Source organism: Paracoccus sp. (in: a-proteobacteria) (assembly GCF_047973135.1).
Lineage (GTDB): Bacteria > Pseudomonadota > Alphaproteobacteria > Rhodobacterales > Rhodobacteraceae > Paracoccus.
Map to the genome: position 1 here is coordinate 1 of NZ_JBKEBL010000193.1, position 24394 is coordinate 24394.

Annotated in this window: 23 protein-coding genes and 1 pseudogene; 5 read left to right on the top strand and 19 right to left on the bottom strand. The window is 63.9% G+C overall.

All coding sequences use genetic code 11. The annotated features are described in order from the left end of the window. Positions 1-317: 317 nt before the first annotated feature. From ACK5L9_RS14890 to ACK5L9_RS14940, 11 genes and pseudogenes are all read right to left on the bottom strand, one after another. Entirely contained in the window at positions 318-938 is a 621-nt protein-coding gene (locus ACK5L9_RS14890) for a sulfite oxidase heme-binding subunit YedZ (protein ID WP_416912254.1), read from the bottom strand. After that, the gene (gene msrP, locus ACK5L9_RS14895) at positions 938-1837 is read right to left on the bottom strand and encodes a protein-methionine-sulfoxide reductase catalytic subunit MsrP (protein ID WP_416912255.1); all 900 of its coding nucleotides are present in this window, start codon (positions 1835-1837) and stop codon (positions 938-940) included. Before msrP ends, ACK5L9_RS14890 begins: the two co-directional genes overlap by 1 nt. A 283-nt stretch (positions 1838-2120) precedes the next feature. Then, entirely contained in the window at positions 2121-4160 is a 2040-nt protein-coding gene (gene recQ, locus ACK5L9_RS14900; RefSeq protein WP_416912256.1) for a DNA helicase RecQ, read from the bottom strand. Continuing rightward, the gene (locus ACK5L9_RS14905) at positions 4160-4453 is read right to left on the bottom strand and encodes a YggT family protein (RefSeq protein ID WP_416912257.1); all 294 of its coding nucleotides are present in this window, start codon (positions 4451-4453) and stop codon (positions 4160-4162) included. The genes recQ and ACK5L9_RS14905 overlap by 1 nt, the downstream gene beginning before the upstream one ends. A 13-nt stretch (positions 4454-4466) precedes the next feature. Continuing rightward, positions 4467-5618 carry an aspartate-semialdehyde dehydrogenase gene (gene asd, locus ACK5L9_RS14910; protein WP_416912258.1) on the bottom strand — a complete coding sequence of 384 codons (1152 nt, stop codon included), beginning with the start codon at positions 5616-5618 and terminating at the stop codon, positions 4467-4469. A 232-nt stretch (positions 5619-5850) separates the two neighbouring features. Continuing rightward, complete coding sequence (locus ACK5L9_RS14915; protein WP_416912259.1) at positions 5851-6849, bottom strand: enoyl-CoA hydratase/isomerase family protein; 999 nt, start codon at positions 6847-6849, stop codon at positions 5851-5853. Positions 6850-7187: 338 nt separating this feature from the next. Next, positions 7188-7748 (bottom strand): F0F1 ATP synthase subunit B, encoded by a 561-nt coding sequence (locus tag ACK5L9_RS14920; RefSeq protein WP_416912260.1) that lies wholly within the window; start codon positions 7746-7748, stop codon positions 7188-7190. Next, complete coding sequence (locus tag ACK5L9_RS14925; RefSeq protein ID WP_416912261.1) at positions 7745-8329, bottom strand: F0F1 ATP synthase subunit B'; 585 nt, start codon at positions 8327-8329, stop codon at positions 7745-7747. The genes ACK5L9_RS14920 and ACK5L9_RS14925 overlap by 4 nt, the downstream gene beginning before the upstream one ends. 82 nt (positions 8330-8411) lie before the next feature. Beyond that, entirely contained in the window at positions 8412-8648 is a 237-nt protein-coding gene (locus ACK5L9_RS14930; protein WP_416912262.1) for a F0F1 ATP synthase subunit C, read from the bottom strand. Positions 8649-8714: 66 nt separating this feature from the next. Then, positions 8715-9422: pseudogene (locus ACK5L9_RS14935) on the bottom strand (F0F1 ATP synthase subunit A). Between the two features lie 47 nt (positions 9423-9469). Beyond that, positions 9470-9817, bottom strand: a complete 348-nt coding sequence (locus ACK5L9_RS14940; protein ID WP_416912263.1) for an AtpZ/AtpI family protein — start codon at positions 9815-9817, stop codon at positions 9470-9472. Positions 9818-10023: 206 nt separating this feature from the next. Between ACK5L9_RS14940 and ACK5L9_RS14945 the strand changes: the two genes are divergently transcribed. The 3 genes from ACK5L9_RS14945 (at position 10024) to cobD (ending at position 12799) form a co-directional block, all read left to right on the top strand. Beyond that, the gene (locus ACK5L9_RS14945) at positions 10024-10371 is read left to right on the top strand and encodes an ArsR/SmtB family transcription factor (RefSeq protein ID WP_416912275.1); all 348 of its coding nucleotides are present in this window, start codon (positions 10024-10026) and stop codon (positions 10369-10371) included. Further along, positions 10368-11249, top strand: coding sequence for a PfkB family carbohydrate kinase (locus ACK5L9_RS14950; RefSeq protein ID WP_416912264.1), 882 nt, complete (start codon positions 10368-10370; stop codon positions 11247-11249). Before ACK5L9_RS14945 ends, ACK5L9_RS14950 begins: the two co-directional genes overlap by 4 nt. A 575-nt stretch (positions 11250-11824) precedes the next feature. Then, the gene (gene cobD / locus ACK5L9_RS14955; protein WP_416912265.1) at positions 11825-12799 is read left to right on the top strand and encodes a threonine-phosphate decarboxylase CobD; all 975 of its coding nucleotides are present in this window, start codon (positions 11825-11827) and stop codon (positions 12797-12799) included. 8 nt (positions 12800-12807) lie between these two features. On the opposite strand, the gene fahA is transcribed toward cobD, so the two are convergent. From fahA to ACK5L9_RS14985, 6 genes are all read right to left on the bottom strand, one after another. Then, on the bottom strand, positions 12808-14049 hold the full coding sequence (gene fahA / locus ACK5L9_RS14960; protein ID WP_416912266.1) for a fumarylacetoacetase: 1242 nt from the start codon (positions 14047-14049) through the stop codon (positions 12808-12810). 12 nt (positions 14050-14061) lie between these two features. Beyond that, the gene (maiA, locus tag ACK5L9_RS14965) at positions 14062-14691 is read right to left on the bottom strand and encodes a maleylacetoacetate isomerase (protein ID WP_416912267.1); all 630 of its coding nucleotides are present in this window, start codon (positions 14689-14691) and stop codon (positions 14062-14064) included. Continuing rightward, positions 14688-16037: a homogentisate 1,2-dioxygenase gene (hmgA, locus tag ACK5L9_RS14970; RefSeq protein WP_416912268.1), complete on the bottom strand. Its 1350-nt coding sequence runs from the start codon at positions 16035-16037 to the stop codon at positions 14688-14690. Before hmgA ends, maiA begins: the two co-directional genes overlap by 4 nt. A 68-nt stretch (positions 16038-16105) precedes the next feature. Then, a complete protein-coding gene (locus tag ACK5L9_RS14975) occupies positions 16106-16297 on the bottom strand; it encodes a DUF2783 domain-containing protein (protein ID WP_416912269.1) in 192 nt (63 codons plus the stop codon). Between the two features lie 10 nt (positions 16298-16307). Next, entirely contained in the window at positions 16308-17927 is a 1620-nt protein-coding gene (locus ACK5L9_RS14980; protein ID WP_416912276.1) for an FAD-dependent oxidoreductase, read from the bottom strand. Between the two features lie 28 nt (positions 17928-17955). After that, positions 17956-18906, bottom strand: coding sequence for an MBL fold metallo-hydrolase (locus ACK5L9_RS14985; protein ID WP_416912270.1), 951 nt, complete (start codon positions 18904-18906; stop codon positions 17956-17958). 147 nt (positions 18907-19053) lie between these two features. On the opposite strand from ACK5L9_RS14985, the gene ACK5L9_RS14990 reads away from it, so the two are divergent. Next, a complete protein-coding gene (locus ACK5L9_RS14990; protein ID WP_416912271.1) occupies positions 19054-19548 on the top strand; it encodes a MarR family winged helix-turn-helix transcriptional regulator in 495 nt (164 codons plus the stop codon). 253 nt (positions 19549-19801) lie between these two features. Here ACK5L9_RS14990 and ACK5L9_RS14995 read toward each other — a convergent pair whose 3' ends face one another. Further along, entirely contained in the window at positions 19802-21685 is a 1884-nt protein-coding gene (locus tag ACK5L9_RS14995) for an acyl-CoA synthetase (RefSeq protein WP_416912272.1), read from the bottom strand. Positions 21686-21970: 285 nt separating this feature from the next. On the opposite strand from ACK5L9_RS14995, the gene ACK5L9_RS15000 reads away from it, so the two are divergent. Continuing rightward, entirely contained in the window at positions 21971-22441 is a 471-nt protein-coding gene (locus ACK5L9_RS15000; RefSeq protein WP_416912273.1) for a CAP domain-containing protein, read from the top strand. A gap of 62 nt (positions 22442-22503) precedes the next feature. Here ACK5L9_RS15000 and ACK5L9_RS15005 read toward each other — a convergent pair whose 3' ends face one another. Next, the gene (locus ACK5L9_RS15005; RefSeq protein WP_416912274.1) at positions 22504-24291 is read right to left on the bottom strand and encodes an ABC transporter transmembrane domain-containing protein; all 1788 of its coding nucleotides are present in this window, start codon (positions 24289-24291) and stop codon (positions 22504-22506) included. Positions 24292-24394 lie beyond the last annotated feature (103 nt).

The following is a 24394-nucleotide window of genomic DNA, read 5'->3' on the forward strand; positions in this document are numbered from 1 at the left end:
TACCAGGCCGATATGCAAAACTCTCAGTCGTCAAACGACCAAACCGCCCGCATATCCCTTCATCATACTATAATGTCAAAAAGCAACAGAAACAAAATCACGGAAGATGCGCCAATCTCCTGACGCCCCTACCGGTCATCCATTCCCGATTTTCGATGAAAAGCAACTGCAAGCTGCCCTCCAAGCCCGTCCAGCGTTCCCGCCGTCTCGGTGAAGCGGTATCTACGGACCAACAACCAACTCCGCAAGGGCGATTCTGCTAAAATCTTCACAAAATCGCCGAATTTCTTTCAATATATTGATTTAATTGCTATTTTTTATGCACGTACAATTTTTTCGTGGCGCAGCGGGCGCGGAATCACCACCCGCAGCCCCAGAAGCAGCAGAATCACGATCAGCCAGAAGCCCGGAGTCACCGGGAATGTCTTCAGCGCCCATATCCAATGCAGCGCCACCAGAGGCGCGGCAATATAGACCAGCCGGTGCAGCCTTCGCCACGTCACAGCCCCCAGCCGGCGGATCGACAGGTCGTTCGAACTGACGGCAAGCGCCCCCAGCATCATGAAGGCCAGCATCCCGAACAACAGATAGGGCCGCTTGACGATGTCCTTTGCCATCTGCGCCCACAAAAAGCCCATGTCCATCGCCAACCATGACAGCACATGCAGCCCGGCATAGGTAAAGCACAGCAGCCCCAGGGCACGGCGGAACCGGATCAGCCGGATCCCGGTCAGCCGCAACAGCGGCGTCACGGCAAGGCTGGCGATCAGGAAATACAGAGCGGTGCGGCCAAGGCGGTGTTCGATGTCGCGGATCGGATCGACCCCCAGCCCGCCCGTCAACATGTCCACCACCAGCAGCGCCAGTGGACATAAACCGCCCAGCCAGATCGCCCAGACCGGCAGGCGGCGCAATTGTTCGTTCAACTTGCGGATCATCAATAGTTCTTCTTCAAATCCATGCCGGCATAAAGCGAGGCTACCTGATCGGCATAACCATTGAACATCAGCGTGTCCTCGCGCCCGGCAAACAGCCCCGCACCGATGCGCCGTTCGGTTGCCTGGCTCCAGCGGGGGTGGTCCACCCTGGGATTCACATTGGCGTAAAAACCGTATTCATTCGGCTGCAACACATTCCACGCGGTTCTTGGCTGGCGGTCGGTCAGGGCGATCCTGACGATCGACTTGGCCGATTTGAACCCGTATTTCCACGGCACGACCAGCCGGATCGGCGCGCCGTTCTGGTTGGGCAGCGGATCCGAGTAAAGACCGGTCGCCAGAAGCGTCAGCGGGTGCATGGCCTCGTCCAGCCGCAGCCCCTCGCGATAGGGCCAGTCCAGAATCGGATAGCGCAAGCCGGGCATTTCTTCGGGGCGATAGGCGGTCTCGAATTCGACATATTTCGCACCGGGCTGTACACCCGCGCGGTTCAGCACCGGGGCCAGGGGCACGCCGATCCACGGGATCACCATCGACCACGCCTCGACGCAGCGCAGGCGATAGATGCGTTCCTCAAGCGCGTTGTCTGGGGCGATGTCGGTCAGGTCATAACTGCCGGGCCTGTCCACCAGCCCCTCGATCATGACCGACCAGGGATCGGTGGTCAGCGCCCCGGCATGGCGGGCCGGATCCTCTTTGCCGGTGCCAAACTCATAGTAATTGTTGTAATTCGTGATCTCTTCGACGGTGTTGGGTTTTTCATCGGTCGAAAGCTGCGACGGTTTCCCGCCAAGTGCCAGCGCAGGCGATGCGGCCAAAGCCGCACCCGCAGCAATAAGGCCGCGCCGGTTCAGCCAGTTTTCCCGTGGGGTAACGTCGGACCATCCCAGTTTCATCATATGCCTCTTGTAAGCGTTGCACCCTCTGCGACCGCTGCGCCATCATCGCACAAACTGCACGACAGAGGCCAATTTGCGTATCACATTCCCATTACTGTTCGCTGTCAGGGGAATGGTCGTTACCGCACCAGCCGATAACATGCACGTGACCCGTCAGGTCGGCGGGATTTCGACGATATTCCCTGCGCTGACGAAAACACCGTCATCAATGCGGGGCTGGTGGTCGGCCCCGGTCGGTGGCGGCGGAAACCCGCGCCCAAGCCGCACCGCGGGGGTATCGGGCTCAGTCCGTCAGGATTTCCGACAGAAACGCCTCGCCAAAGCGGTCCAGTTTCTGCTCGCCCATGCCAGAGATGCGGGCAAGGCGGTCCAGGTCGGCGGGGCGTTGTTCGGCGATCAGACGCAGGGTGCGAAAGGTGCAGTTCATGTGTTTTCCGGTACCGTCCTCGCCACGCACCAGGCGGTTCTGCACCTCGACAAGACGGTCGAACAATTCGCCCTCGGGGCTGCCCGCCAGCGCGCGGCGATGCGGGTGCATGTCGGGCGGATCGCCTGCGATCACCGACAGGAAATCGCGGCCAAAGCTTTCCAGCTTTTTTGCCCCCACCCCGCTGACCTGCGCCATGTCGTCCAGCGTCTGCGGGCGGCGCTGCGCCATCTCGATCAGGGTGCGGTCGGGAAAGATGACATAGGCGGGCACGCGCGCGGCCTCGGCCAGAACACGGCGTTTCGCCTTGAGCGCCGACAGCAGCGGCTCGTCCTCTTCGGCGACCTGCGTGCGGATCACATTGCCCGTCTTGGCGCGCAGGGTGGTGTCGTGGCGCAGGGTCACGCTGTCCTCGCCGCGCAGGACCGGATGGGCGGCGTCGGTCAGATGCAGCGCACCGTGGCGCTCCGGGTCGGGGCGGCACAGATCCAGCCCCATCATCTGCCGGAAGATCGCCTGCCACTGGCTGCGGCTGTGATCGCGCCCGACGCCAAAGGTCGGCAACTGGTCATGGCCGCGTTCCTGTACCTTGGCGGTGCTGTTGCCGGTCAGGATGTCGATCAGATACCCGCTGCCGAACCACTCGCCCGTGCGCAGCATCGCCGACAGCGCCTTGCGCACCGCCTGAGTGCCGTCGAACAGCCGGGGCGGGTCCAGGCACAGGTCGCAATTGCCGCAATCCTGTGCCAGTTCTTCGCCGAAATAGGCCAGCAAGCGGCGGCGGCGGCACCCGGTCGCCTCGGCCAGCCCCAGCAGGGCGTTCAGCCGCGCGTGATCGGCGGCCTTGCGGGCGGTATCGGCCAGCCCCTCGTCAATCTGGGTGCGGCGCAGGCGGATGTCATCGGGACCGTACAGGGTCAGCGTTTCGGCCGGATCGCCGTCGCGGCCCGCACGACCGATTTCCTGATAATATGATTCGATGCTTTTGGGCAGATCGGCATGCAGCACCCAGCGGATGTCGGGCTTGTCGATGCCCATGCCAAAGGCCACTGTCGCCACCACGATCAGCCCATCCTCGCGCTGAAATCGGGTCTCGACCTCGCGGCGGCGGTCAGCCTCCATCCCGGCGTGATAGGCGACGGCACTGTGCCCGGCCTGATCCAGCGCCTGCGCCAGAGTCTCGGTCCGTGCCCGGCTGCTGCAATAGACGATCCCCGACTGCCCCCGGCGCGCGGCAACGAAGGTCAGCAATTGCTGGCGCGGGCTGTCCTTAGGCTGAAAGGCCAGACGGATGTTCGGGCGGTCGAAACCGCGCAGGAAGGTCGCGGGCGCTGTGCCGTCGAACAGCCGCGTCACGATCTCGGCCCGCGTCTCGGCATCGGCCGTCGCGGTAAAGGCTGCCAGCGGTACCTGCAAATCGCGTTTCAGATCGCCGATGCGCAAGTAGTCGGGGCGGAAATCATGACCCCATTGGCTGACGCAATGCGCCTCGTCCACGGCAATCGCAGTCACGCCCGCGCGGCGCAAGAGGTTCACCGTCCCGCCCGAAGCCAGCCGCTCGGGTGCGATATACAGCAGCTTCAGCCCGCCCCGGCTCAGCGCCTCAAAAACCGCGTCGTTTTCGTCCTGCGTATTGCCGCTGGTCAGCGCCCCCGCCGCAACCCCGGCCTCGCGCAGCGCCCGGACCTGATCGCGCATCAGCGCAATCAACGGCGAAATCACCACCGTGACTCCGCCGCGCAGCAGCGCCGGCAGTTGATAGCACAGCGACTTGCCCCCGCCTGTGGGCATGATCGCCAGCACATCCTGCCCGGCGGCGACGGTCTCGACGATCTCTTGCTGGCCGGGGCGGAAACCGTCGAAGCCCCAGACCTGTCGCAACAGGTCCGCAGGCATCACATGCCGTAGAAGAAGCCGGCGTTATTGGCCAGGGCCCGCTGAAGGATGATGATGATGATGAACACCACCAGCGGCGCCAGATCCAGCCCGCCGGTATGGGGCAGGATATTGCGGATCGGGCGATAGAGCGGTTCCAGCAGGTTACTGAGCCCGTACCAGATTTGCGCCACGATGGGCTGGCGCAGGTTCAGCACCTGAAAATTGATCAGCCAGGACATGATGATGTGGATGATCATGATCGTCCACACCACGTTCAGCAGCAGCATCAGGGCTTGAAACAGCGTTACCATCGGTTCCTCCGGGTCAGGCTTCTATCAGGATGCGCAGCATCCGCCGCAACGGTTCGGCCGCGCCCCACAACAACTGGTCGCCGATAGTGAAGGCACCCAGATAGACGGGGCCCATCGCCAGCTTGCGGATTCGCCCGACCGGAATGGTCAGCGTGCCGGTGACGGCAACAGGCGTCAGGTCGCGCATGGTCGCCTCTTTTTCGTTCGGGACGACCTTGACCCATTCGTTGTCGGCAGCGATCATCGCCTCGATCTCGTCCAGCGGAACGTCGCGGCGCAACTTGAATGTCAGGGCCTGCGAATGGCAGCGCATCGCGCCAACCCGGACGCAGAACCCGTCAACCGGAATCGCCGGCAGGTTCGATCCGCCCGCCGCGTCGGGTCCAAGCCCCAGCACCTTGTTCGTCTCGGCCATGCCCTTCCATTCCTCGCGCGACATGCCATTACCCAGATCCTTGTCGATCCAGGGGATCAGGCTACCGCCCAGAGGCACGCCGAAATGCTGCGCCTCGTCGCCCTGCATGGCGCGCTGACGGGCGATCACGGCACGGTCAATCTCCAGAATGGCGGATTTCGGATCGTCCAACAGCGCCTTTACTTCGGCATTCAGCGTGCCGTACTGGGTCAGCAATTCGCGCATGTGCTGCGCGCCACCGCCCGAAGCCGCCTGATAGGTCTGCGTGGACATCCATTCCACCAGCCCCGCCTTGTACAGCGCGCCGACGCCCATCAGCATGCAACTGACCGTGCAATTGCCTCCGATCCAGTTCCGCCCGCCCCGCGCCATTGCGCTGCGGATGACATTCATGTTCACCGGATCCAGAACGATCACCGCGTCGTCCTGCATCCGCAGGGTCGAGGCCGCGTCAATCCAGTGGCCGTCCCAGCCATCCGCCCGCAGCTTGCCGAACACCTCGCCAGTATAATCGCCGCCCTGGCAGGTGATAATCGCGTCGCAGGTTTTCAGAACGCCAATGTCATGCGCATCGGCCAGCGGCGCATCGCCGAAGGGGGCCTTGCCGCCAGCGTTGGATGTCGAAAAGAACACCGGTTCTATCAGGTCGAAATCACCCTCGGCCCGCATCCGGTCCATCAGGACCGAGCCGACCATGCCGCGCCAGCCAACCAGCCCGACCCGCGGCTTCATCCCGTTCTTCGCCAACATCGCCTCATCTTTCGTCGCAGGAAAACCGCGCCACTGGTAAAACACGGGAAGGCGCGGCGCAATGGGGTGCGGCGGAATGCCGGAATTTCGTGAAGCGCGGCCCGTGACAGCCACGGCAAGGGCCGGATCTGCCGCCCAAAAGCTGGCAAACCGTCTTTTCTTTCCTCGACCTGACCACCACGAACCGTCCACAGACTCGAAAGCAGAGCGGCGAAGATTGGACAGAGGGGGCCTATTCCCCCCAAAGCTCGGCACTGCCAAGCGACGTCAACAGCCGCGCGACATGGGTTTCCGACGGGTCCGCCGACCAGCGCGGGTTGCGATCCTTGTCGATGACCTGCGCCCGCACGCCCTCAAGAAAATCTGTCTCGGCTGTGGCGCGATAGGTGAAGCGGTATTCCCGGCCAAGCGATTCCTGCATCTGCCGGTCCCCCCGCGCTGCGCGCACCATGGTCAGCCCCGCCGCCATCGACAACGGAGAATTGCGGCGGATCGGTTTCAGCGCCTCGTCGTCGCCCGTCTTTTCCAGCGCGGCGATGATCTCGGCCAGGTTGCGTCCGCCAAAGGATGACAGGTCGCGTTCGGCCAGCGTCGCGGGCGGAGGCGTTACACCCCGGATCAGCGCAGGATCGCCGCTTTCTTCAAGCCGGGCGATCAGCGCGGGCCATTCGGCTTCGGGCAGATAGCTGTCGGCAAAACCCGCGTGAATGGCGTCCCCGGCCCCCATCCGCCCGGCCGTCAGCGCCAGATATTCGCCGATCCGCCCCGGCGCGCGGCCCAGCAGCCATGTGCCACCCACATCCGGGATCAGCCCGATCCCCGACTCCGGCATGGCAACCTGCGTGCTCTCGCCCACGATGCGGTGGCTGGCATGACCGCCCACGCCCACGCCCCCGCCCATGACAAAGCCCTGCATGAAGGCTGCGATGGGCTTGGGATAATCGGCGATGGCGGCGTTCATCCGGTATTCGTCGCGGAAAAATTCGCGCCCGATCCGGTGATCTCCGGCAAGCCCCGCGCGATAGACCGCCGCGATGTCTCCCCCTGCGCAAAAGGCGCGCTCGCCCTCGGCATCGATCACGACAAGGGCCACGCCGGAATCGTTGCGCCACGCATCCAACGCAGCATGCAATGCCAGCGCCATTTCGTGACTCAGGGCGTTCAACGCCTTGGGACGGGCAAAGGTGATACGGCCCGCGCGACCGGATTTGCGGATGTTCAGATCTGCCACTCTATACCTCCGTTCGGCCGGCGCGAAGCTGTCAGGGCCCGGCACGAAACCCTTCATACAGCCAGAAACCTGATCCCGCCAAGAGTTGTGCATCCGCCCGCCGTGACGTCACGTCAGTCGCCGATGCACTGGATATCGGGCGAATTTGCCCCCAAATGCCTGTCTCGGTCATGGCGGTCGCTTCATTCCCAGCCTGAAGCGCGCCCTGAAACTACCTCATGCTCAGGGTTGCCGTTACTGGCCGGCGTCGGCCGGAGGGGTGCGCATCTCCGGTCGGCGCGCATGAAAAAACCCCCGGTTGCAGGACCGGAGGTTTTTGAGTGTCGTAAAAAACCGTCTCAGTTCAGGCGATGCGCCACTTCGTCGATGGCTTCATCGATTCCGGCGCTGCGCTGACCGCCCCTGACCTGTGCGGCCAGCAGCTCGGAGGCGGCGGCGATCGCGGTCTGGACGGCCCTGTTGCGCACGGCGCGGATCGCGTCCTGTTCAGCGCTGGCGATCTGATCCTCGGCGGCCTTCAGGCGGCGCTCGATCGAGGCTTTCAGGTCGTTCTTGGCCTTGGCGGCTTGCGCTTCGGATTCACGCTTGGCGTTTGCCACGATCTCATCTGCCTGGGTTTTCACCTCACGCTGGCGGCGCTGATAGCTGGCATAGACCTCTTGCGCCTCGTCGCGCAGGCGGCGCGCCTCATCCAGATCAGCGCGGATCCCGTCGGCACGCTTGTCCAGCATGCCGCCAATGATCGACGGCACCTTGAAGCGGATCAGAATGCCGATGAATACCAGAAAGGCCAGCAACACGATGAAATTCGTGTTGTGCAGCGAAAAGAACGGGCCAGAGGCCGCGGCAGCCGGGCCTGCGGCAAGTGCGGCGACGGCAATGACGGAAAGTTTTTTCATTGCAGAGCCCCCTTGATACGGCTGTCCACGGCCTGATCAATGGCATTCTGATCGGCATTGCCACCAAAATTGCTGACCAGCGCGACGGTGACGTCGCGGGCGACCTCGCGGGCGTCGGCAGCGGCGGAATCGCGGATTTCACCAATGCGCTTTTCCGATTCGGCCGTACGCGCAGCGATTTCGGCATCGGCCTTGGCGATGGCGGCGTCCAGTTCCTTCTGGATTTCGGCGCGGTTGGCCGCGACGATCTTGTTCGCCTCGACACGCGCATCGGCCAGCGCCTGATCATAGGCGGCCTCGGCGTCCCTGGCTTTCTGCTTGAATTCCTCGGCGGCCATCAGATCGCCGGTAATGGCGCCCTGACGGTCGGAAAGGACGGCGGCGATCCGGGGCAGCGCTATCTTCGACAGCACCCAGTACAGCACGCCGATCGACACCACGAGCCAGAAGATCTGGTTCGGAAAGGTGCTGAAATCAAGCTGCGGCATTCCCGCGCCCGTCTCGGCACCATGTGCCGCCCCGGCGGCATCTCCGGTATGTTCGGCCGCAGTCGTGGCGGCCTGTTGCGTCAGGCTGAACATGTCCTACCCCTTGGCCTATCAGGTCACGAAGGGGTGGCAAGGCGACCAGCGCCCCCCACCCCGCCGCAAGGATGGGGTTGGCTCAGACTGCGAACATCAGCAGAAGCGCGACGAGGAATGCAAAGATCCCCAGGGCTTCCGCAAAGGCGATGCCGATGAACAGTGTCGCGGTCTGGCCGGGTGCGGCCGACGGGTTGCGCAGCGCGCCCGACAGGAAGTTGCCAGCGACGTTGCCCACACCGACGGCGGCTGCGCCCGAGCCGATGGCGGCCAGACCGGCACCGATGTACTGACCCAGTTCGGCGATATTCCCTTCCATGATACGTGTCTCCTTGCGGTTGGAAGTGGTGGATTCTGTGTCCCGACCCCTTGGGGCCGCCCCCGGTCAGTGCGCGGGGTGCAGCGCGTCCTTCAGATAGACGCAGGTCAGGATGGTGAAAACATAGGCCTGAATGAAGGCGACCAGGATCTCCAGCCCGTACATGGCGGTAACAGCCAGGATCGAAACGGGGCTGATCAGCGCGATGGCGGCAAAGCCCGCAAAGACCTTCATCACGGCGTGGCCCGCCATCATGTTGCCGGCAAGACGAATCGAGTGGCTGACCGGGCGAACGAAATAGCTGATCACCTCGATCACGGCCAGAACCGGGCGCAGCACCAGCGGCGCCGACGTCACCCAGAACAGGCCCAGGAAATGCGAGCCGTTCTTGACAAAGCCGATGACCGTCACGCTGATGAACACCGTCAGCGCCAGCACGCCGGTCACGGCGATATGCGAGGTGGTGGTAAAGGCCATCGGGATCAGGCCCAGCATGTTCGAGAACACGATGAACATGAACAACGTCATGATATGGGGGAAATATTGCAGCGCGTCCGTGCCCGCCACATCCTCGACCATCTTGTGAACCATGCCCTAGGCCAGCTCGGCACCCGACTGCACACGGCTGGGAACGATGGCGCGGCCGCGGGTGCCGACGACCAGCAGCAGCGTGATGGCGGCAACTGCGATGAACATCCACAGCGTGACATTGGTGGGCGTGTACCAGCGCACGTCACCGCTGCCGAACAGCGGGCTGACGATGAACTGATCCATCGGGTGGAAGGTCAGGCCGGTTGCTTGTTCCGCTTCGACTGCCACGGTCAATCCCTCTTGTCGGTCCCCGGCACCTTGCCGGGGGGGCTGCTGATCTCGGCCGCGCTGCGCATCATCACCCGGATGCCGGCCGCGAGGCCAAGGAATATGAACAGGATCATCAGGAACGGCTTGGTGCCGAACAGATAATCCAGACCGAAACCGATCCCGAAGCCAAGCCCGATGCCGGCCACAAGTTCGGTCACCATGCGCCAGGCGACATGCGCCTGATCATAGCTTGCCATCTGCCCCTCGGGCTTTGGCTTGGGGGTCAGTTTCGCCAGCCGTTCCTCCAGATCGCGCAACCGGGTCGCATGTTCGTCCCTGTCATTGCCGTTCCGGGGCCCTTCGGCCATCTGTCACGCCCCCGTTATCGCCTTGGCCGCTGTCTAGGGTGGATCGCGCCCCGAGTCAAGCAAGCCATCCCGCCTTTTAACCCGCTGTTTGTGAACGTTTTTTATTAAGGCGAGATTCCGCCATGCCCCTTGCATTCGCGGTGCGAAGCGGACATTATTCAACCGCCCGGTTGACCATTGCCGGCCCTTCGCTGTGGGGAAAGCCCGTGCCCGCCACCCATTCCAGTCGGCTGGACCAGATTTTTTCGGCCCTGTCCGACCCGACCCGGCGTCAGGTTCTGGCGATGCTGCTGGAGGATGACATGGCGGTCAGCGATGTGGCCGCGCCTTTCGATGTCAGCCTTGCCGCCATCTCGAAACATCTGGCGGTTCTGGCGGCGGCAGGGCTGATCCGGCAGGAACGCCGGGGCCGGATCACCTGGTGCATGCTGGACCCCGACGGAATGCGCGCCGCCTCGGTCTGGATGCAGGGATTCGGGCAGTTCGATCCGATAGATCTTGACGATTTCGAGCGTTTTCTGGAAACGGAATTGAATGAGGGGGGCGAGGGATGACGACACGGCCAGACATCCTGTGCGTTGGGGCGATGTTATGGGACATCATCGGCCGCGCCCCGCGCCGCATGGCGCCGGGGGCCGATGTGCCGGGCCGCATCACCCATTCCCCTGGCGGTGTGGCGCTGAACGTGGCCCGGACGCTGGCCCGCTGGGGCCTGTCCCCCGCGATCCTCTCGGTCGTGGGTCGCGACCCCGAGGGCGACTCGCTGGTCGCCGAGACGCAGCGTTTTGGCGTGCTGACGGACTGGCTGCTCCGCGACAGCAACCTGCCCACCGACTGCTATATGGGGATCGAGGACAGCGACGCGCTGGTCGCTGCCATTGCCGATGCGCATAGCCTGGAACAGGCGGGGGCGTCGATCCTTGCGCCTCTGGACGGCGATCTGGCGGGATGGACGGGACCGATCGTTCTGGACGGCAACCTGACCGAAGAGGTATTGGCCCATATCGCCCGCGACCCGCGCCTGTCGCGCGCCGATCTGCGGCTGGTACCCGCCAGCTCTGGCAAGGCCGAGCGGCTTGAGCCGCTGATCGCCGCCCGGCGCGGCTGTTTCTATCTGAACCGCCTTGAGGCCGAAATCCTCGCCGGTCAGGCCTGCCCCGACGCGGCCAGCGCCGCCGAAGCCGTGGTTGCGCGCGGTGCCGCGCGGGTGATCGTCACCGACGGCCCGAATCCGGCAGCCGAGGCGGTCACGAACGGCATCACCCTGACCATCTCTCCGCCAAAAGTGGTTGTGACGCGCGTGACCGGCGCGGGCGATTGCTTTCTGGCGGCCCATGTCGCTGCCGATCACAAACGCGTCCCGCGCGAGGCCGCGCTGCGTCAGGCGCTGGAGGCTTCGGCCGCCCATGTCGCGGGCAGGGACGTCCCCTGATCCCGCAATTCGCCTTTCCTGGACATATAGCCTGACGACTTTATTTTGATTATATTTTCAGGCTATAACCATTTGATTTTACGCTGATGTTGCAGCCGATCCCGCCAGCGCGATACCCTCGGGCGTGCGCCGGGACGACGGCGCCGGATATACTCATCCTGTTCATCACTGCCCGACATCACGGTCGTGCGCCCGGTCCGACGAAACCGCCGGAGGATTTGCGTCCCGCGATGACCGGGGGAGCTGTGCACCCCCCGGACCCCCTGCAAAAGCCTGCGGCGCGCCGTGGCTGTGGTTGCCGCCCTTCCAGCCAGACGCGGGCAAGTGATCATGGGGCCTGACCATAACCTTTTGATTTGACACTGGTGCTGCGCAGATTTTGTGATCAGGATCAGCGTCCGTCATCTCTATGGGCCACGGCAAAAGCCGCGCGACGGATGTGCCGGTCAGCCCGGACTGGCGGCGCGCCCGGCTTCGCCACCCACCGACGGCGCGCGCGAGGCGCGCCTCCGGCCGGGGGCTTGCGGTTTCCGGCAGGGCGTGGTGGTTGCGTGGCAGACGAACAGGGGGCAGGTATGACGCGGGATCATGGGGGGAATATCGACCGGGCCAGGGCGCGCTTTGGCGGCGATGACTGGATCGACCTCTCGACCGGAATCAACCGCGTGCCCTGGCCTGTGCCCGATCTGCCGGCCCATGTCTGGACCGATCTGCCGACGCGCACGGCTCGGGACGCGTTGATCCGGGCCGCCGCCGGGGCCTTTGGCGGCGATGCGCCCTGTATCCCGCTGGCCGGGGCGCAGCAGGCAATCCAGCTTGTTCCCCGGCTGGCGAAACAGACGCGCGCGCGTGTGCTGGGGCCGACCTATAACGAGCACGCCGCCAGCCTTCGGACCTCTGGATGGGTTGTTGATCAGGTCGGCACGCTGGCCGATCTGGCCGGGGCCGATCTGGCAGTGGTGGTCAATCCGAACAATCCCGACGGGCAACGCCATCCGCCCGCCGCCCTGCGCGATCTGGCGGCACAGGTGGGTCTGCTGGTCGTCGATGAAAGCTTTGCCGATGCCCATCCGGACCTGTCGCTGCTGCCCGATCCCGGCCCGGCGCTGGTTCTGCGGTCCTTTGGCAAGTTCTGGGGGCTGGCGGGGCTGCGGTTGGGTTTCGCCTTTGGCCCCGCCCCACTGATCGACCGGCTGGCCGAAATGGCGGGGCCGTGGCCCGTTTCCGGCGCGGCGATCCATATCGGCACGCTGGCCCTGACCGACCGGGACTGGGCGCGGGCCACAATCGCGCGGCTGACCGGCGAGGCGGCGCGGCTGGATGGGCTGGCGGCGGATGCGGGCTGGCGGCTGGTGGGCGGAACGGGCCTGTTTCGCTGCTATGAAACACCGGATGCCGAGGCCGCGCAGGACCATCTGGCCCGCGCCCGCATCTGGAGCCGGATTTTCCCCTATTCCCGCAATTGGCTGCGGCTTGGCCTGCCGGGCAGCGCAGAGGAATGGCAGCGCCTTGCAGCGGCGATGCCAGGCCCGCCCGTGCAGCGGGCCTGACGGGGTCGTTACAGGCTGGCGGCGGGCAGGATCCGGCCCACGCATTCCCCAAAACCAACGCGATAGCCCTTGCCCTGTGCATGTCCGCGCAGGGTCAGGGTGTCGCCATCCTCGATGAAGCTGCGGGTTTCGCCGCTGTCCAGGGTCAGCGGCTCTTTTCCGCCCCATGACATTTCCAGCAGCGAGCCGCGGCTGTCCTTTTCCGGCCCCGAGATCGTGCCCGAACCCAGCATGTCGCCTACCCGCATCGGGCAGCCGCAACTGGTGTGATGGGCAAGCTGCTGCGCGGCGGAATAGTACATCTGGCTGTAATTCGTCCGCGCGATGACGGTTTCGGGCTTGCCCTCGGGCGCCATGCCGACCTCTAGCGCGATGTCGTACAGCGTCGGCCCCGGCTCGGCCAGATAGGGCAGCAGTTCCTTTTCGCGCGGCGGAGTCGGGGTGCGGAAGGGCTGAAGCGCGGCGGCGGTCACGATCCAGGGACTGATCGTGGTCGCGGTGGCCTTGGACTGGAACGGCCCGAGCGGCTGATATTCCCAGGCCTGAATGTCGCGCGCCGACCAGTCGTTCAACAGCACATAGCCAAAGATATTGTCATCCGCCTGCGCCACGCTGATCGGCCCGGACGAGGGCTGGCCGACGATCGCACCGATCTCCAGTTCGATATCAAAGCGTTCGCATGGGCCAAAGCGCGGCGCGGCGTCGTTCGGGCCCTTCAACTGGCCGTTCGGGCGGCGTACATCCGTGCCCGACACCACGACCGACGAGGCCCGGCCATTATAGCCGATGGGAATATGCAGCCAGTTCGGCGGCAAGGCGTTTTCCGCGCCCCGGAACATCGTACCCACGTTGAAGGCGTGATGCCTTGAGGCGTAGAAATCGGTGTATTCCGTCACCGTGACCGGCAGGTGCAGCGCGGCACCGGCCTGCGCGACCAGATGGGCGGCAATGCGCGCCTGCGCATCCGAGCCCTCGGCCAGAAGCGCGGTCAGGCTGGCGCGCAGTTTCGCCCAATCGTCGCGGCCCCGCGCCATGAAGGCGTTCCAGGTGCCGGTTTGCAGGCTGCCGCCGAAATCCAGTTCGCCCGCCGCCTCAAGTGCGGCCAAGTCGAGGATCTGGTCGCCGATGGCCACACCGCAGCGCGGCGCGCCGCCACCGGTCGAGAACACGCCATAGGGCAGGTTGTTCAGGGGAAAGTCTGTGTCGGCGCTGTTGGCGCTGGCGACCCAGGATCGGATCAGGTCTGTCATGAATAATCTCCGTCAGTCGGCGTCAGGCTGGTTTTCGGGGCGGGCGGCATCAAAAGCCGGAAGGGCCAGACAGCGCGCCTCTATCTGGGTCAGGCGGGGGAAGGATGCAAGATCGCAGCCCCACCGATGCGCGTTGTAAAGTTGCGGGACGAGGCACAGGTCGGCCAGCCCCGGCCGGTCGCCAAAGCAGAAGGGCGTGTCAGACGCGATCATCCGGTCGAAGGCGGCAAAGCCGCGCGTCATCCAGTCGTTCATCCAGCCGACAGTATCGTCCTGATCGTGGCCCATGGCCTTCAACCGGCCGGTCACGCGCAGGTTGTTCACCGGATGGATGTCGGTCGCGATGACCAGCGCAGCCGCCCGGACCCGCGCCCGCGCCACCGCATCCTGCGGCAGCAGGGCGGGGTCTGGGTGGGTTTCCTCAAGCCAGTCGAGGATCGCCATGGATTGCGTCAGCGCGGTTCCATCGTCCAGCAGCAGCGTCGGCACGCCCAGCCCCGGATTCAGCGCGGCGTAATCCGGGGCCTTTTGTTCGCCCCGGACCAGATTGACCGGGACCGCCGCATAAGCGATCCCTTTCAGGTTCAGGGCGATGCGAACGCGATAGGATGTCGTTGACCGCCAATAGCTGTAAAGCTTCATTTCTTGCCCGGCGTACCGTCGAATTTCTTTTCGAGGCTGTCCCAGCAATCGATGTAATCGTCCTGCAAGGGGGCCTCTTTCCCGGCAAATTCGGTCAGATGCTGGGGAAAGCGGGTCTCGAACATGAAGGACATGGTGTTGTCCAGCTTTTCGGGCTTCAGATCGGCGTTGCTTGCGCCTTCAAAGGCATCGCGGTCGGGGCCATGGGGCAGCATCATGTTATGCAAACTCATGCCGCCGGGCACAAAACCTTGTGGCTTGGCGTCGTACTGGCCGTAGATGTTGCCCATCAGTTCGGACATGATGTTCTTATGGTACCACGGAGGACGGAAGGTGTTTTCCATCACCATCCAGCGTTCGCGGAACAGGACAAAGTCGATATTCGCCGTTCCCGGCACGCCCGAGGGCGCGGTCAGCACCGTAAAGATCGACGGATCGGGATGGTCGAACAGGATCGCGCCGACCGGGCAGTAATTGCGCAGATCATACTTGTAGGGTGCGTAATTGCCGTGCCATGCCACCACGTCCAGCGGGCTTTGGTCGATCTTCGTCTCGTGGAACTGGCCACACCATTTCACCGTCAGGGTCGATGGCACCTCGCGGTCCTCGAATGCCGCCACCGGAGCCTTGAAGTCGCGCGGGTTGGCCATGCAGTTCGCACCGATGGGGCCACGGCCCGGCAATTCGTATTTCTGGCCGTAATTCTCGCAGACAAAGCCACGGGCCGGGCCTTCCAGAACCTCGACACGATAGACCAGACCGCGCGGGATAATGGCTATTTCCTTGGGCTCAAGGTCGATAATGCCCAGTTCGGTCGCAAAGCGCAGACGGCCCTCTTGCGGGACGATCAGCAACTCGCTGTCCGCCGAGAAGAAATATTCGTCCTTCATGGAAGCCGTGACCAGATAGATATGGCTGGCCATCCCGACCTGAGTGTTCACATCGCCTGCGGTGGTCATCGTGCGCATGCCGGTGATCCAGGTCAGCTTTTCATCCGTATGCGGCACGGGATCCCAACGGTACTGGCCAAGACTGGTCACATCCGGCAGCACGTTCGGCGCCGATTTCCAATAGGGAACGTCGATCGGCTTGTACCGCGCCGAATGCTTGACCGAGGGGCGGATGCGATAGCACCAGGTCCGTTCCGGCGGGTTCGCCGTAAAGGCCGTGCCCGAAAGCTGTTCGCCATACAGGCCGTAATTGCATTTCTGCGGGCTGTTCATGCCCAGAGGCAGCGCGCCGGGCAGGGCCTCGGTTTCGAAATCATTGCCAAAGCCGGGCATATAGCCGGGGGTCACGGATTTGCTGTCGGCCTGAATCAGGCTCGACGGGTTTGGGGCGTTCATCAGCAATTTCCTTTCATTCAGATGGCGGGCAGACCCGCCTGTACTCGTCAGGGTCCGGTTGCCGGAAGTCAGGCATCAGCAGCCAGTGCCAGCGCCTGATCCAGCACATCGCGGTCGCCGATATGGTTGCACAAGATCAGGATCAGCCGGGCATTCAGCGCATCGCTTTCGGCCTTGGATTTGCCTTCATGCACGGCCAGCAGGCTGGCATAGAAATCGTCGGGCCGGGCGATATTGGGTTCGGTGTTCAGGGTTGTCACGGCGTTCTCCTCAGGCGCGACCGGTGGCGATGTTCAGGGCCCTGCGGACCGCCGCCTCGTCAAAGCGATCCCAGCGGGCGGCGACATGCTGGTCGGGACGCAGCAGATAGACGGCGCTGCCGCCATCGCCCAGATAACGCGCGGCCAGTTCCGGGTTGCCATTGGCGTCAAAGGCCACGCGGGTCACGGTAATGCCGTCCACCTCCAGATCAGAGGGCGCATCGGCGTTGATTGTCAGCAACTGGAACCCGCCGCCCAGCCTGTCCAGCAACCATTCGCCATCGACCGGCGCATCGACCATCGGCGCGCCCACGCGGGTGCGGTCCGGCCCGGCATGCAGCGCATCGGGGCCGTTCAGCGACATCCCGTCATAGACGCAGGGCACTGACAGCCGACCGGAATTGACCAGCGGCCGGGCGAATTTCGCCTTGCCCGCCAGCCCCAGAACCGCATCGCGGAAAATCTTGCTGATCTCGGATTTGGGCGTGATGAAATCGGTCGAGCGGGTCGAGTTCAGGATATTCTCGTCCGCGCCGTGAACCCGTTCCTCGGAATAGCTGTCCAGCAGCGTTTCCGGGGCCTTGCCCTGCACCACAAGCCCCAGCTTCCAGCCCAGATTGTCAGCGTCCTGCATGCCCGAATTTGCACCGCGCGCGCCGAAGGGGCTGACCTGATGCGCCGAGTCCCCGGCAAAGAACACCCGTCCATGGCGGAAATCGTCCATCCGCTTGCACTGGAAGGTATAGATCGAGGACCACACCATGTCATATTCGACCTTGCCCAGAAAGGCGTCGATCCGGCGACGGATGTTTTCCTCTTTCATTTCCTCCTTGCGGTCCACATCCCAGCCGATCTGAAAGTCGATCCGCCAGACATCGTCGGGCTGCTTGTGCAGCAGCGTCGAGGCCCCCTGCCCGTGCGAGGGTTCGAACCAGAACCACCGCTCGGTCGGGAACTTGATGTCGCCTTTCATGCGAATATCGGCGATCAGGAAACTGTCCTGAAAGACCTTTCCGGTAAATTCATACCCCAGAATCTGCCGCAGCGGAGAACTGGCCCCGTCGCAGGCGACCAGCCAGTCGGCCTCGATCCTGTAGGGGCCGTCCGGGGTCATCACCTCAAGCGCGACGTGATCGTCATGGACCGTCACGTTATCGACACGGTTCTTGCCGCGGATCTGGATGGGCGCACCGGCGGCCTGCATCTCGCGGGCGCGCTGGATCAGGAATTGTTCGAAATAGGGCTGCTGAAGGTTGATGAAGGCGGGGAATTTATGCCCTGCCTCAGGCAAGAGGTTGAATTCAAATACTTTAGCGTCCTTGTGGAAAACCTTTCCAAGATTCCACACCACGCCCTTGTCCAGCATCGGCACCCCGCAGCCATAGCGGTTGGCGATTTCAAGGCTGCGTTTGGCGAAACAGATCGCGCGACTGCCCATGCCGACGCCTTCGTGATCGTCCAGCACCAGCACGGGCACGCCCTGTTGGCCCAGATCCAGCGCGGTGGCAACCCCGATGGGGCCGCCGCCGACAATCACCACCGGGTGCCGGACGGCCTGCGGCTTGTCCTGATCGGGCGATTTCTCATAGGGATACAGCTTGTAGGCCAGTTGATAACGGTCTTGAAACATCGTCATATTCCTCCCTCTTGCGCGCCGATCAACCCTGCAACTGTTCCCACATCTCCAGATCACGCGCAGCGGTCCAGATACGCGGCGTGTCGATGCCGCGCGCCTCGTCATAGGCACGGGCGACATTGAAGGGCAGGCAATGTTCGTAGATGGCATAATCCTTGAACTTGGGGTCACAGGCGGCGCGTACGGCGTCCCATGCGTCCTTGAGACTGCCGCCCCGCGCCGCGACCTGCTGGACCGGATGATAGGTGCTGTCCACGAAATCGCGGGTCGCGGCCAGCGCGGCATCCACCATCTCGCGTCCGACCAGCGCGTCGCCCCGGCCCGGCGCAATGAACTGCGGATCATAGGCCTTGACCGCATCCAGCGTCCCGCCCCAATCCTCGAAATGGCCATCGCCACAATAGCAGGCCGAATGGTATTCGACGATGTCGCCGGTAAACATGGTCTGCGCGTCAGGCACCCAGATGACGCTGTCGCCCGCCGTGTGGGCGCGGCCGATCTGTTTGATCACCACCTTGCGCTTGCCCAGATAGACGGTCATGCTGTCGCCGAAGGTCGTCGTCGGCCAAGTCAGGCCGGGGATGGATTCATGGCCTTCGAACAGACGGGGGAAACGCTGAAATTCGCTGTCCCAATCCTCTTGCCCGCGTTCTACGACCATGGCGCGCGCCTTGTCGGACATGATGACCTGCGGCGCATTGAAGGCCGAAGCACCCAGCACCCGCACGGCGTGATAATGGGTCAGCACGACATGGCTGATCGGCTTGTCTGTAACGCTGCGAACCTTTTCGATCACCTTGTTCGCCAGACGCGGCGTGGCCTGAGCGTCGACGATCATGACGCTGTCATCGCCGATGATGACGCCGGAATTCGGATCGCCCTCGGCGGTAAATGCCCACAGACCCTCGCCGATCTCGGTGAACGAGATTTCCTTTTCGGTCATGTCGCCTTGCGACGCGAATGCCTTCGACATGGTGGTTCCCCTTGTTAGGCCAACGGGGTTTCCGTGGCGTTACTGCGGCGAGTCGCCGCGACCGTTGCGGTCGAAACGAGTCTTTATTCGTTGCATTCGACGCCAAAGTCAATATCATTTCACACGAAACGATCCCGGAGGCTGTCCGTGCACGACGACCTTTTCCACCTTTCCACGTTCCTGCCCTATCGCCTTGCGGTCCTGTCTGAACGGATCAGCCGCAGGCTGTCGGTCGAATACGCGCCCGTGCATGGCCTGTCGGTCGCGGAATGGCGCGTGCTGGTGCATCTGTCGCGCTGCGGCGTCGTGTCGGTGCGCGACATCCATAATTGCGTCAATCTGGAAAAGCCGCGCGTCAGCCGGGCGGTGTCACGCCTGAAATCCGTCGGTCTGGTGCGCAAGGTACCGGGCAAGGATGACGCCCGGCTGGTGGCGATTTCCCTGACCGATGCGGGACAGGCGGCGCTGGACGACATCCTGCCCGCTGCCCGCGCCTTCGAGGCCCGCCTGCACGCCGCCGCCACCCCGCAGGACATGCAGACCTTTTGCGACGTGATGGAGCGTTTGCATCAGATGCTGGACTCAGACCCCGACGCCCGACCCCGCTCGCGCATGGACATTGAGGGGCTGAACCCGAAGTGACGGCGCTTCGAAGTGACGGCGCTTCACGGCGCTTCGTCGTCACCGGTCGGGAACGGCCACCGGCCTTTCCATCCGCAGACTGACCGCGCGCAAAGCGCGCGTCCGGCCGGGCGGCAGCGCGCGGGTCGGGCTTTGCCCGGCCCGCACCCCCCTTTCCGCCTGAACAACCGCTGCTCGACAGAACCAGCTCCAAGTCAGGGCGTATCCGCGCCTTGCCGGGCCTGCGGTCCGGGTGGCTGACGACAGCAGGCGATCACGTCCATTCCCAAGGGCGCGTGAACTCGCCCAGGCGTTTGCGGATCTCGGCCTCGTCGGGCTGGCCGTCACGGGCCAGGCGGGCGACGAGGCCGCGTTTGCTGTCGCTGATCACTTCGGCCACATGCGCGCCGGTGCCGGCCAGCGCCTCGTCATAGACGCGCCGGATGGCCAGCTTGCGCAGATCCGGCTTGAAGATCTTGCCAACGGCGGTCTTGGGCAATTCCGGCAGGATTTCCAGATATTTGGGAATCGCCGCGCGTTCGTGGATATTGTTGCGCGCATGGTCCATCAGAGCCTCGACCGTAGCCTTGCCCCCGTTGACCAGCTCCACATAGACGCAGGGCAATTCGCCGGCAAAGCTGTCGGGCTGGCCGATCGCGCCGGCAAAGGCCACATCCGGGTGGCTGAGCAAGCCCTCTTCGATCTCGGCGGGGTCGATATTATGCCCGCCGCGGATGATCAGATCCTTGGCGCGCCCGGTGATCCACAGATAGCCATCCGCATCCATCCGCCCCAGATCGCCAGTGCGCAGGAACTTGCCCTCGACGAACAGATCGCGGTTCTTGTCGGTTTCGGTATAGGTCGAACCGGGCACGACGCCGGGATTGGCGACACAGATTTCGCCGACCTCATCCACCGGGCATTCATGGATATTGCCCGCCGCGTCATGGTTCAGGATGCGGACGCGCGTATGCGGCAGCGGTATCCCGACCGAACCGACCTTCTTGCGCCCGTCCACCGGGTTGCAACTGACAAGGCAGGTGGCCTCGGTCAGGCCATAACCCTCGGCGATCTCGACCCCGGTTGCCTGCCGAAAGCGGTTATACAGCTCAACCGGCAGGGGGGCCGATCCCGAAATCGCCGTTTGCAGGGACGACACATCGGCATCGACGGGCCGTTGCATCAGCGCCGCGATGGCGGTCGGGACGGCAATCAGGAAAGTGCATTTCCAGCGTTCGATCAGTTTCCAGAAATTGTCGAACACCCCCTCGCCGCGATAACCCGCAGGCGTCGGCATCACCAGATGCGCCCCCGAGGCCACGCAGGACATCAGGATCGGATAGGCGGCAAAAACGTGGAACAGCGGCAGCGGACACATCAGCACATCCGTTTCCTCGAACAGCAGTTCCGCGCCAAGCCAGCCGTTATAGATCATCCCGAAATAGGTGTGCCGCGCCAGTTTCGGCATGCCCGTGGTACCGCCCGTGTGGAAATAGGCCGCCACCCGGTCGGTCTGGGGATCGTCAAAGGTCAGCCGGTCATGCGGCTGTGCCGCGATCGCGGCGCGATAGTCCAGCACGCGGGCCTGATGCCGCGCCCCGACGCGGGGCCGGATCAGCGGGACCAGCAGATGTTTCAGGCCGCCCAGATGCCGGTTCAGGTCGATTTCAATCACATGAGTGATGCCGGGGGCCAGCGCTACGGCCTCGGCCGCCTTTTGGGCCACATCGGCCTTGGGAAAGGATTTCAGCGTCACCAGAACCTTGGCCCCGGATTCCCGCAGGATCGAGGCGATCTGTTCCGGCTCCAGCAGGGGATTGATCGGGTTGACGATGCCCGCCGTGGCAGCGGCCATCAGCACCACCGGGGTTTCGATGCTGTTTGGCAGCATATAGGCAACCGCATCTGCGGGTCCGATACCCAGACTGCGAAACAGGTTCGCCGTTGCCGTGACCTGTTCCAGAAACTCCTGCCAGGTCAGCGTGGCCGCCTTGTCCCCAGGGCCGGATAAAAGCTGAAAACTGACCGCTGGCCGGTCGGGAAAGCGGTCTGCCGTCCGGGCAAGCAGGGCATACAGCGTCTTTGGCAGATCGCGTGCCTGATACGGCATTGCGGCCTCGATGGCGTTGCGGTCGTCGTAATGGCGAAAGCGCCCCATATCTTTCTCCGCTCCGGGCAGTGTAGTTGCCCTTGACCTGTACAACATGGGCCAAAGCCGCGACGCGGGGCAAGCCCCATGGCGTAACGGCATGCCAAAGAATGCGTCGGCATGTTCCTGCAAATAGTTAAAAAGCTACACAACCGAGAATTGAACCCGCTGGCCGAAATCGGGTAAAATCAGGATGATAATGGAACAAGCCTGCAAGGAATGGCTGATTTGGCACAAACTGGATTAACCTTTGTTATAGCGACCTTCTGCCTGCTGATTGCGGCATGTTCGCCGGTGCACGCCCCCTCGGGCGGCAGCGATCCCCATGCCGTGCAGGCAGCGGCTGCGGGCAAGCCGACCTGCCTGAAAACGACTGCCATTCAGAACGATCTTGGTGCGCGGGCAACCAATACGATGCGGCGGCGCGCCGGACTGCAACCGGTGCGTCCCAATGCGTTATTGGCCAGCGTCGCATCGCGGCACGCCTGCGACATGGCGCGGCGCGGGCTAATGACACATGTGGGCACCGGAACGCCGGGACCGGCAGCGCGGGTCAAGGCTGTGGGATACCGCCCGACGCTGACGGCTGAAAACATCGCGGCGGGGCCGTATAGTCTGGGTCAGGTTCTGGCCGCATGGAACGCCTCGAAGGGGCATCGCACCAATATCATGATCCCGCAGGTCCGCGATTACGGCATCGGGCAGGCCATCGGGGCGGATGGAAGGACACGGTTCTGGACGGCGATTTATGCGGCCCCGAAATAGCCTGAGCAGAATTTCCGGAAAACGGGCACCAGTTTTCGGAAAACCCGCAAAATCAAACAGGCCTATGCAGGCAGCGTGCCATCGGTGAACTGCATCCGCGCCAGCCGCGCATACAACCCGTCCTGCGCGACCAGTTCGTCGTGGTTGCCCTGCGCAACGACGCGGCCATGTTCGAACACGACGATCCGGTCGGCCTTTTTCACCGTCGCAAGCCGGTGGGCAATGACCACGGTCGTCCGCCCCTCGGCCAGCCGGTTGACGGCGGCCTGCACCAGCGCCTCGGATTCGGCATCCAGCGCGCTGGTCGCCTCGTCCAGCAGCAGTACGGGCGCGTCGCGCAGGATGGCGCGGGCAATGGCGATGCGCTGGCGCTGGCCACCCGACAACATCACGCCGCGTTCCCCCAGAGGCGTGTCATAGCCCTGCGGCAAGGCAAGGATGAAATCATGCGCATGGGCAGCATGGGCAGCATCCTCGATCTGCGCGTCATCGGCATCGGGACGGCCCAGACGGATATTCTCTCGCGCGGTGGCGGCAAAGATCACCGGATCCTGCGGCACCAGCGCGATGTCCTGCCGGAAATCGTCGCGGCGCATGTCGCGCAGGTCGATCCCGTCCAGTGTAACCCGGCCGGTCAGCGGATCCCAGAATCGCTCGATCAACTGGATCACCGTGGTCTTGCCCGCGCCCGAAGGGCCGACCAGGGCCACCGTCTCGCCCGGTTCGATCCGCAGTTCCACGCCCTCAAGCGCCGATGTGTCGGGCCGGGTGGGATAGTGGAAGGTGACTCCTTCCAGCGCGATCCGGCCCCGGACCGGGCGGGGCAAGGCCACGGGCCGAGCGGGATCGTTCAGCCCGTCCCGCGCGCCCAACAATTCGGTCAGACGTTCTGTCGCACCTGCGGCGCGCTGCAATTCGCCCCATATCTCGGACAGGGCCCCGGCCGAGCTGGCGACAAGGATGGCATAGATCACGAACTGAACAAGCTGGCCCACCGTCATCAGCCCCTCGCGCACGTCGCGCGCGCCGATCCACAAGACGCCGATCACACCGGCGAAAATCAGGAAAATGACAATCGCGGTCATCAGCGCGCGGGTGCGGATGCGGGTCAGCGCGACGTCAAAAGACCGTTCGGTGACGTGATCGAACTGCGCCGCGCTGCGCGCCTCAAACGTATAGGCCTGCACGGTCTGCGCGGCCAGCAGGCTTTCCGAGGCGCTGCCCGAACTGGCAGCGATCCAGTCCTGATTTTCACGCGACAGCTTGCGCAGGCGGCGGCCCAGCACGACGATCGGCACGATGATCGCCGGCACGCTCAGCAGCACCATCCCTGTCAGCTTGGCTGCTGTCAGCGCCAACATGATCAGCCCGCCCGCCAGAATCAGCATGTTGCGCAGTGCGATGGACAGCGACGACCCGATCACCGACTGGATCAGCGTCGTATCGGTGGTGATCCTCGACAGGATCTCGCCGGTCATGATCCGTTCGAAGAAACCGGGGCTGAGGGTGATGACGCGGCCGAACACGGCCTTGCGGATATCGGCGACGACGCGTTCGCCCAGCCGGGTCACAAGGTAATAGCGGGCGGCGGTGCCAACGGCCAGCAGCGCGACAATCATCAACGCCGCGCCGAAATATTCGTCCAGCAGCCCCGCCCCCTGATCAAAGCCGTCCACCACCCGGCGCACCGCGACCGGCAGGATCAGGCTGATCCCCGAGGTGGCGACCAGCGCCGCCAGCGCCAGCGCCGCCTGCCCGCGATAGGGCCGGATGAACGGCCACAGCGACCGCAACGCGCCAACCTTCCTGCTGGTGGGGCGATCCTCGATAATCCTGGTGCCGCGTGCCATGGGTGCCTGTCCGAGATTGCGTTCGCCGACCGGGTTTAGGCGCTGGCGCGCGCGAGGTCCAGCGCGACACTATGGCGCGATACGGCAATCCTTCAGCGCGGCA

Excerpts from the sequence above, each read along its gene's own strand:
- ACK5L9_RS14890 (WP_416912254.1), bottom strand. The coding sequence starts at position 938 with ATGATCCGCAAGTTGAACGAACAATTGCGCCGCCTGCCGGTCTGGGCG.
- msrP (WP_416912255.1), bottom strand. The coding sequence starts at position 1,837 with ATGATGAAACTGGGATGGTCCGACGTTACCCCACGGGAAAACTGGCTG.
- recQ (WP_416912256.1), bottom strand. The coding sequence starts at position 4,160 with ATGCCTGCGGACCTGTTGCGACAGGTCTGGGGCTTCGACGGTTTCCGC.
- ACK5L9_RS14905 (WP_416912257.1), bottom strand. The coding sequence starts at position 4,453 with ATGGTAACGCTGTTTCAAGCCCTGATGCTGCTGCTGAACGTGGTGTGG.
- asd (WP_416912258.1), bottom strand. The coding sequence starts at position 5,618 with ATGTTGGCGAAGAACGGGATGAAGCCGCGGGTCGGGCTGGTTGGCTGG.
- ACK5L9_RS14920 (WP_416912260.1), bottom strand. The coding sequence starts at position 7,748 with ATGAAAAAACTTTCCGTCATTGCCGTCGCCGCACTTGCCGCAGGCCCG.
- ACK5L9_RS14925 (WP_416912261.1), bottom strand. The coding sequence starts at position 8,329 with ATGTTCAGCCTGACGCAACAGGCCGCCACGACTGCGGCCGAACATACC.
- ACK5L9_RS14930 (WP_416912262.1), bottom strand. The coding sequence starts at position 8,648 with ATGGAAGGGAATATCGCCGAACTGGGTCAGTACATCGGTGCCGGTCTG.
- ACK5L9_RS14940 (WP_416912263.1), bottom strand. The coding sequence starts at position 9,817 with ATGGCCGAAGGGCCCCGGAACGGCAATGACAGGGACGAACATGCGACC.
- ACK5L9_RS14950 (WP_416912264.1), top strand. The coding sequence starts at position 10,368 with ATGACGACACGGCCAGACATCCTGTGCGTTGGGGCGATGTTATGGGAC.
- cobD (WP_416912265.1), top strand. The coding sequence starts at position 11,825 with ATGACGCGGGATCATGGGGGGAATATCGACCGGGCCAGGGCGCGCTTT.
- fahA (WP_416912266.1), bottom strand. The coding sequence starts at position 14,049 with ATGACAGACCTGATCCGATCCTGGGTCGCCAGCGCCAACAGCGCCGAC.
- maiA (WP_416912267.1), bottom strand. The coding sequence starts at position 14,691 with ATGAAGCTTTACAGCTATTGGCGGTCAACGACATCCTATCGCGTTCGC.
- hmgA (WP_416912268.1), bottom strand. The coding sequence starts at position 16,037 with ATGAACGCCCCAAACCCGTCGAGCCTGATTCAGGCCGACAGCAAATCC.
- ACK5L9_RS14980 (WP_416912276.1), bottom strand. The coding sequence starts at position 17,927 with ATGTTTCAAGACCGTTATCAACTGGCCTACAAGCTGTATCCCTATGAG.
- ACK5L9_RS14985 (WP_416912270.1), bottom strand. The coding sequence starts at position 18,906 with ATGTCGAAGGCATTCGCGTCGCAAGGCGACATGACCGAAAAGGAAATC.
- ACK5L9_RS14995 (WP_416912272.1), bottom strand. The coding sequence starts at position 21,685 with ATGGGGCGCTTTCGCCATTACGACGACCGCAACGCCATCGAGGCCGCA.
- ACK5L9_RS15005 (WP_416912274.1), bottom strand. The coding sequence starts at position 24,291 with ATGGCACGCGGCACCAGGATTATCGAGGATCGCCCCACCAGCAGGAAG.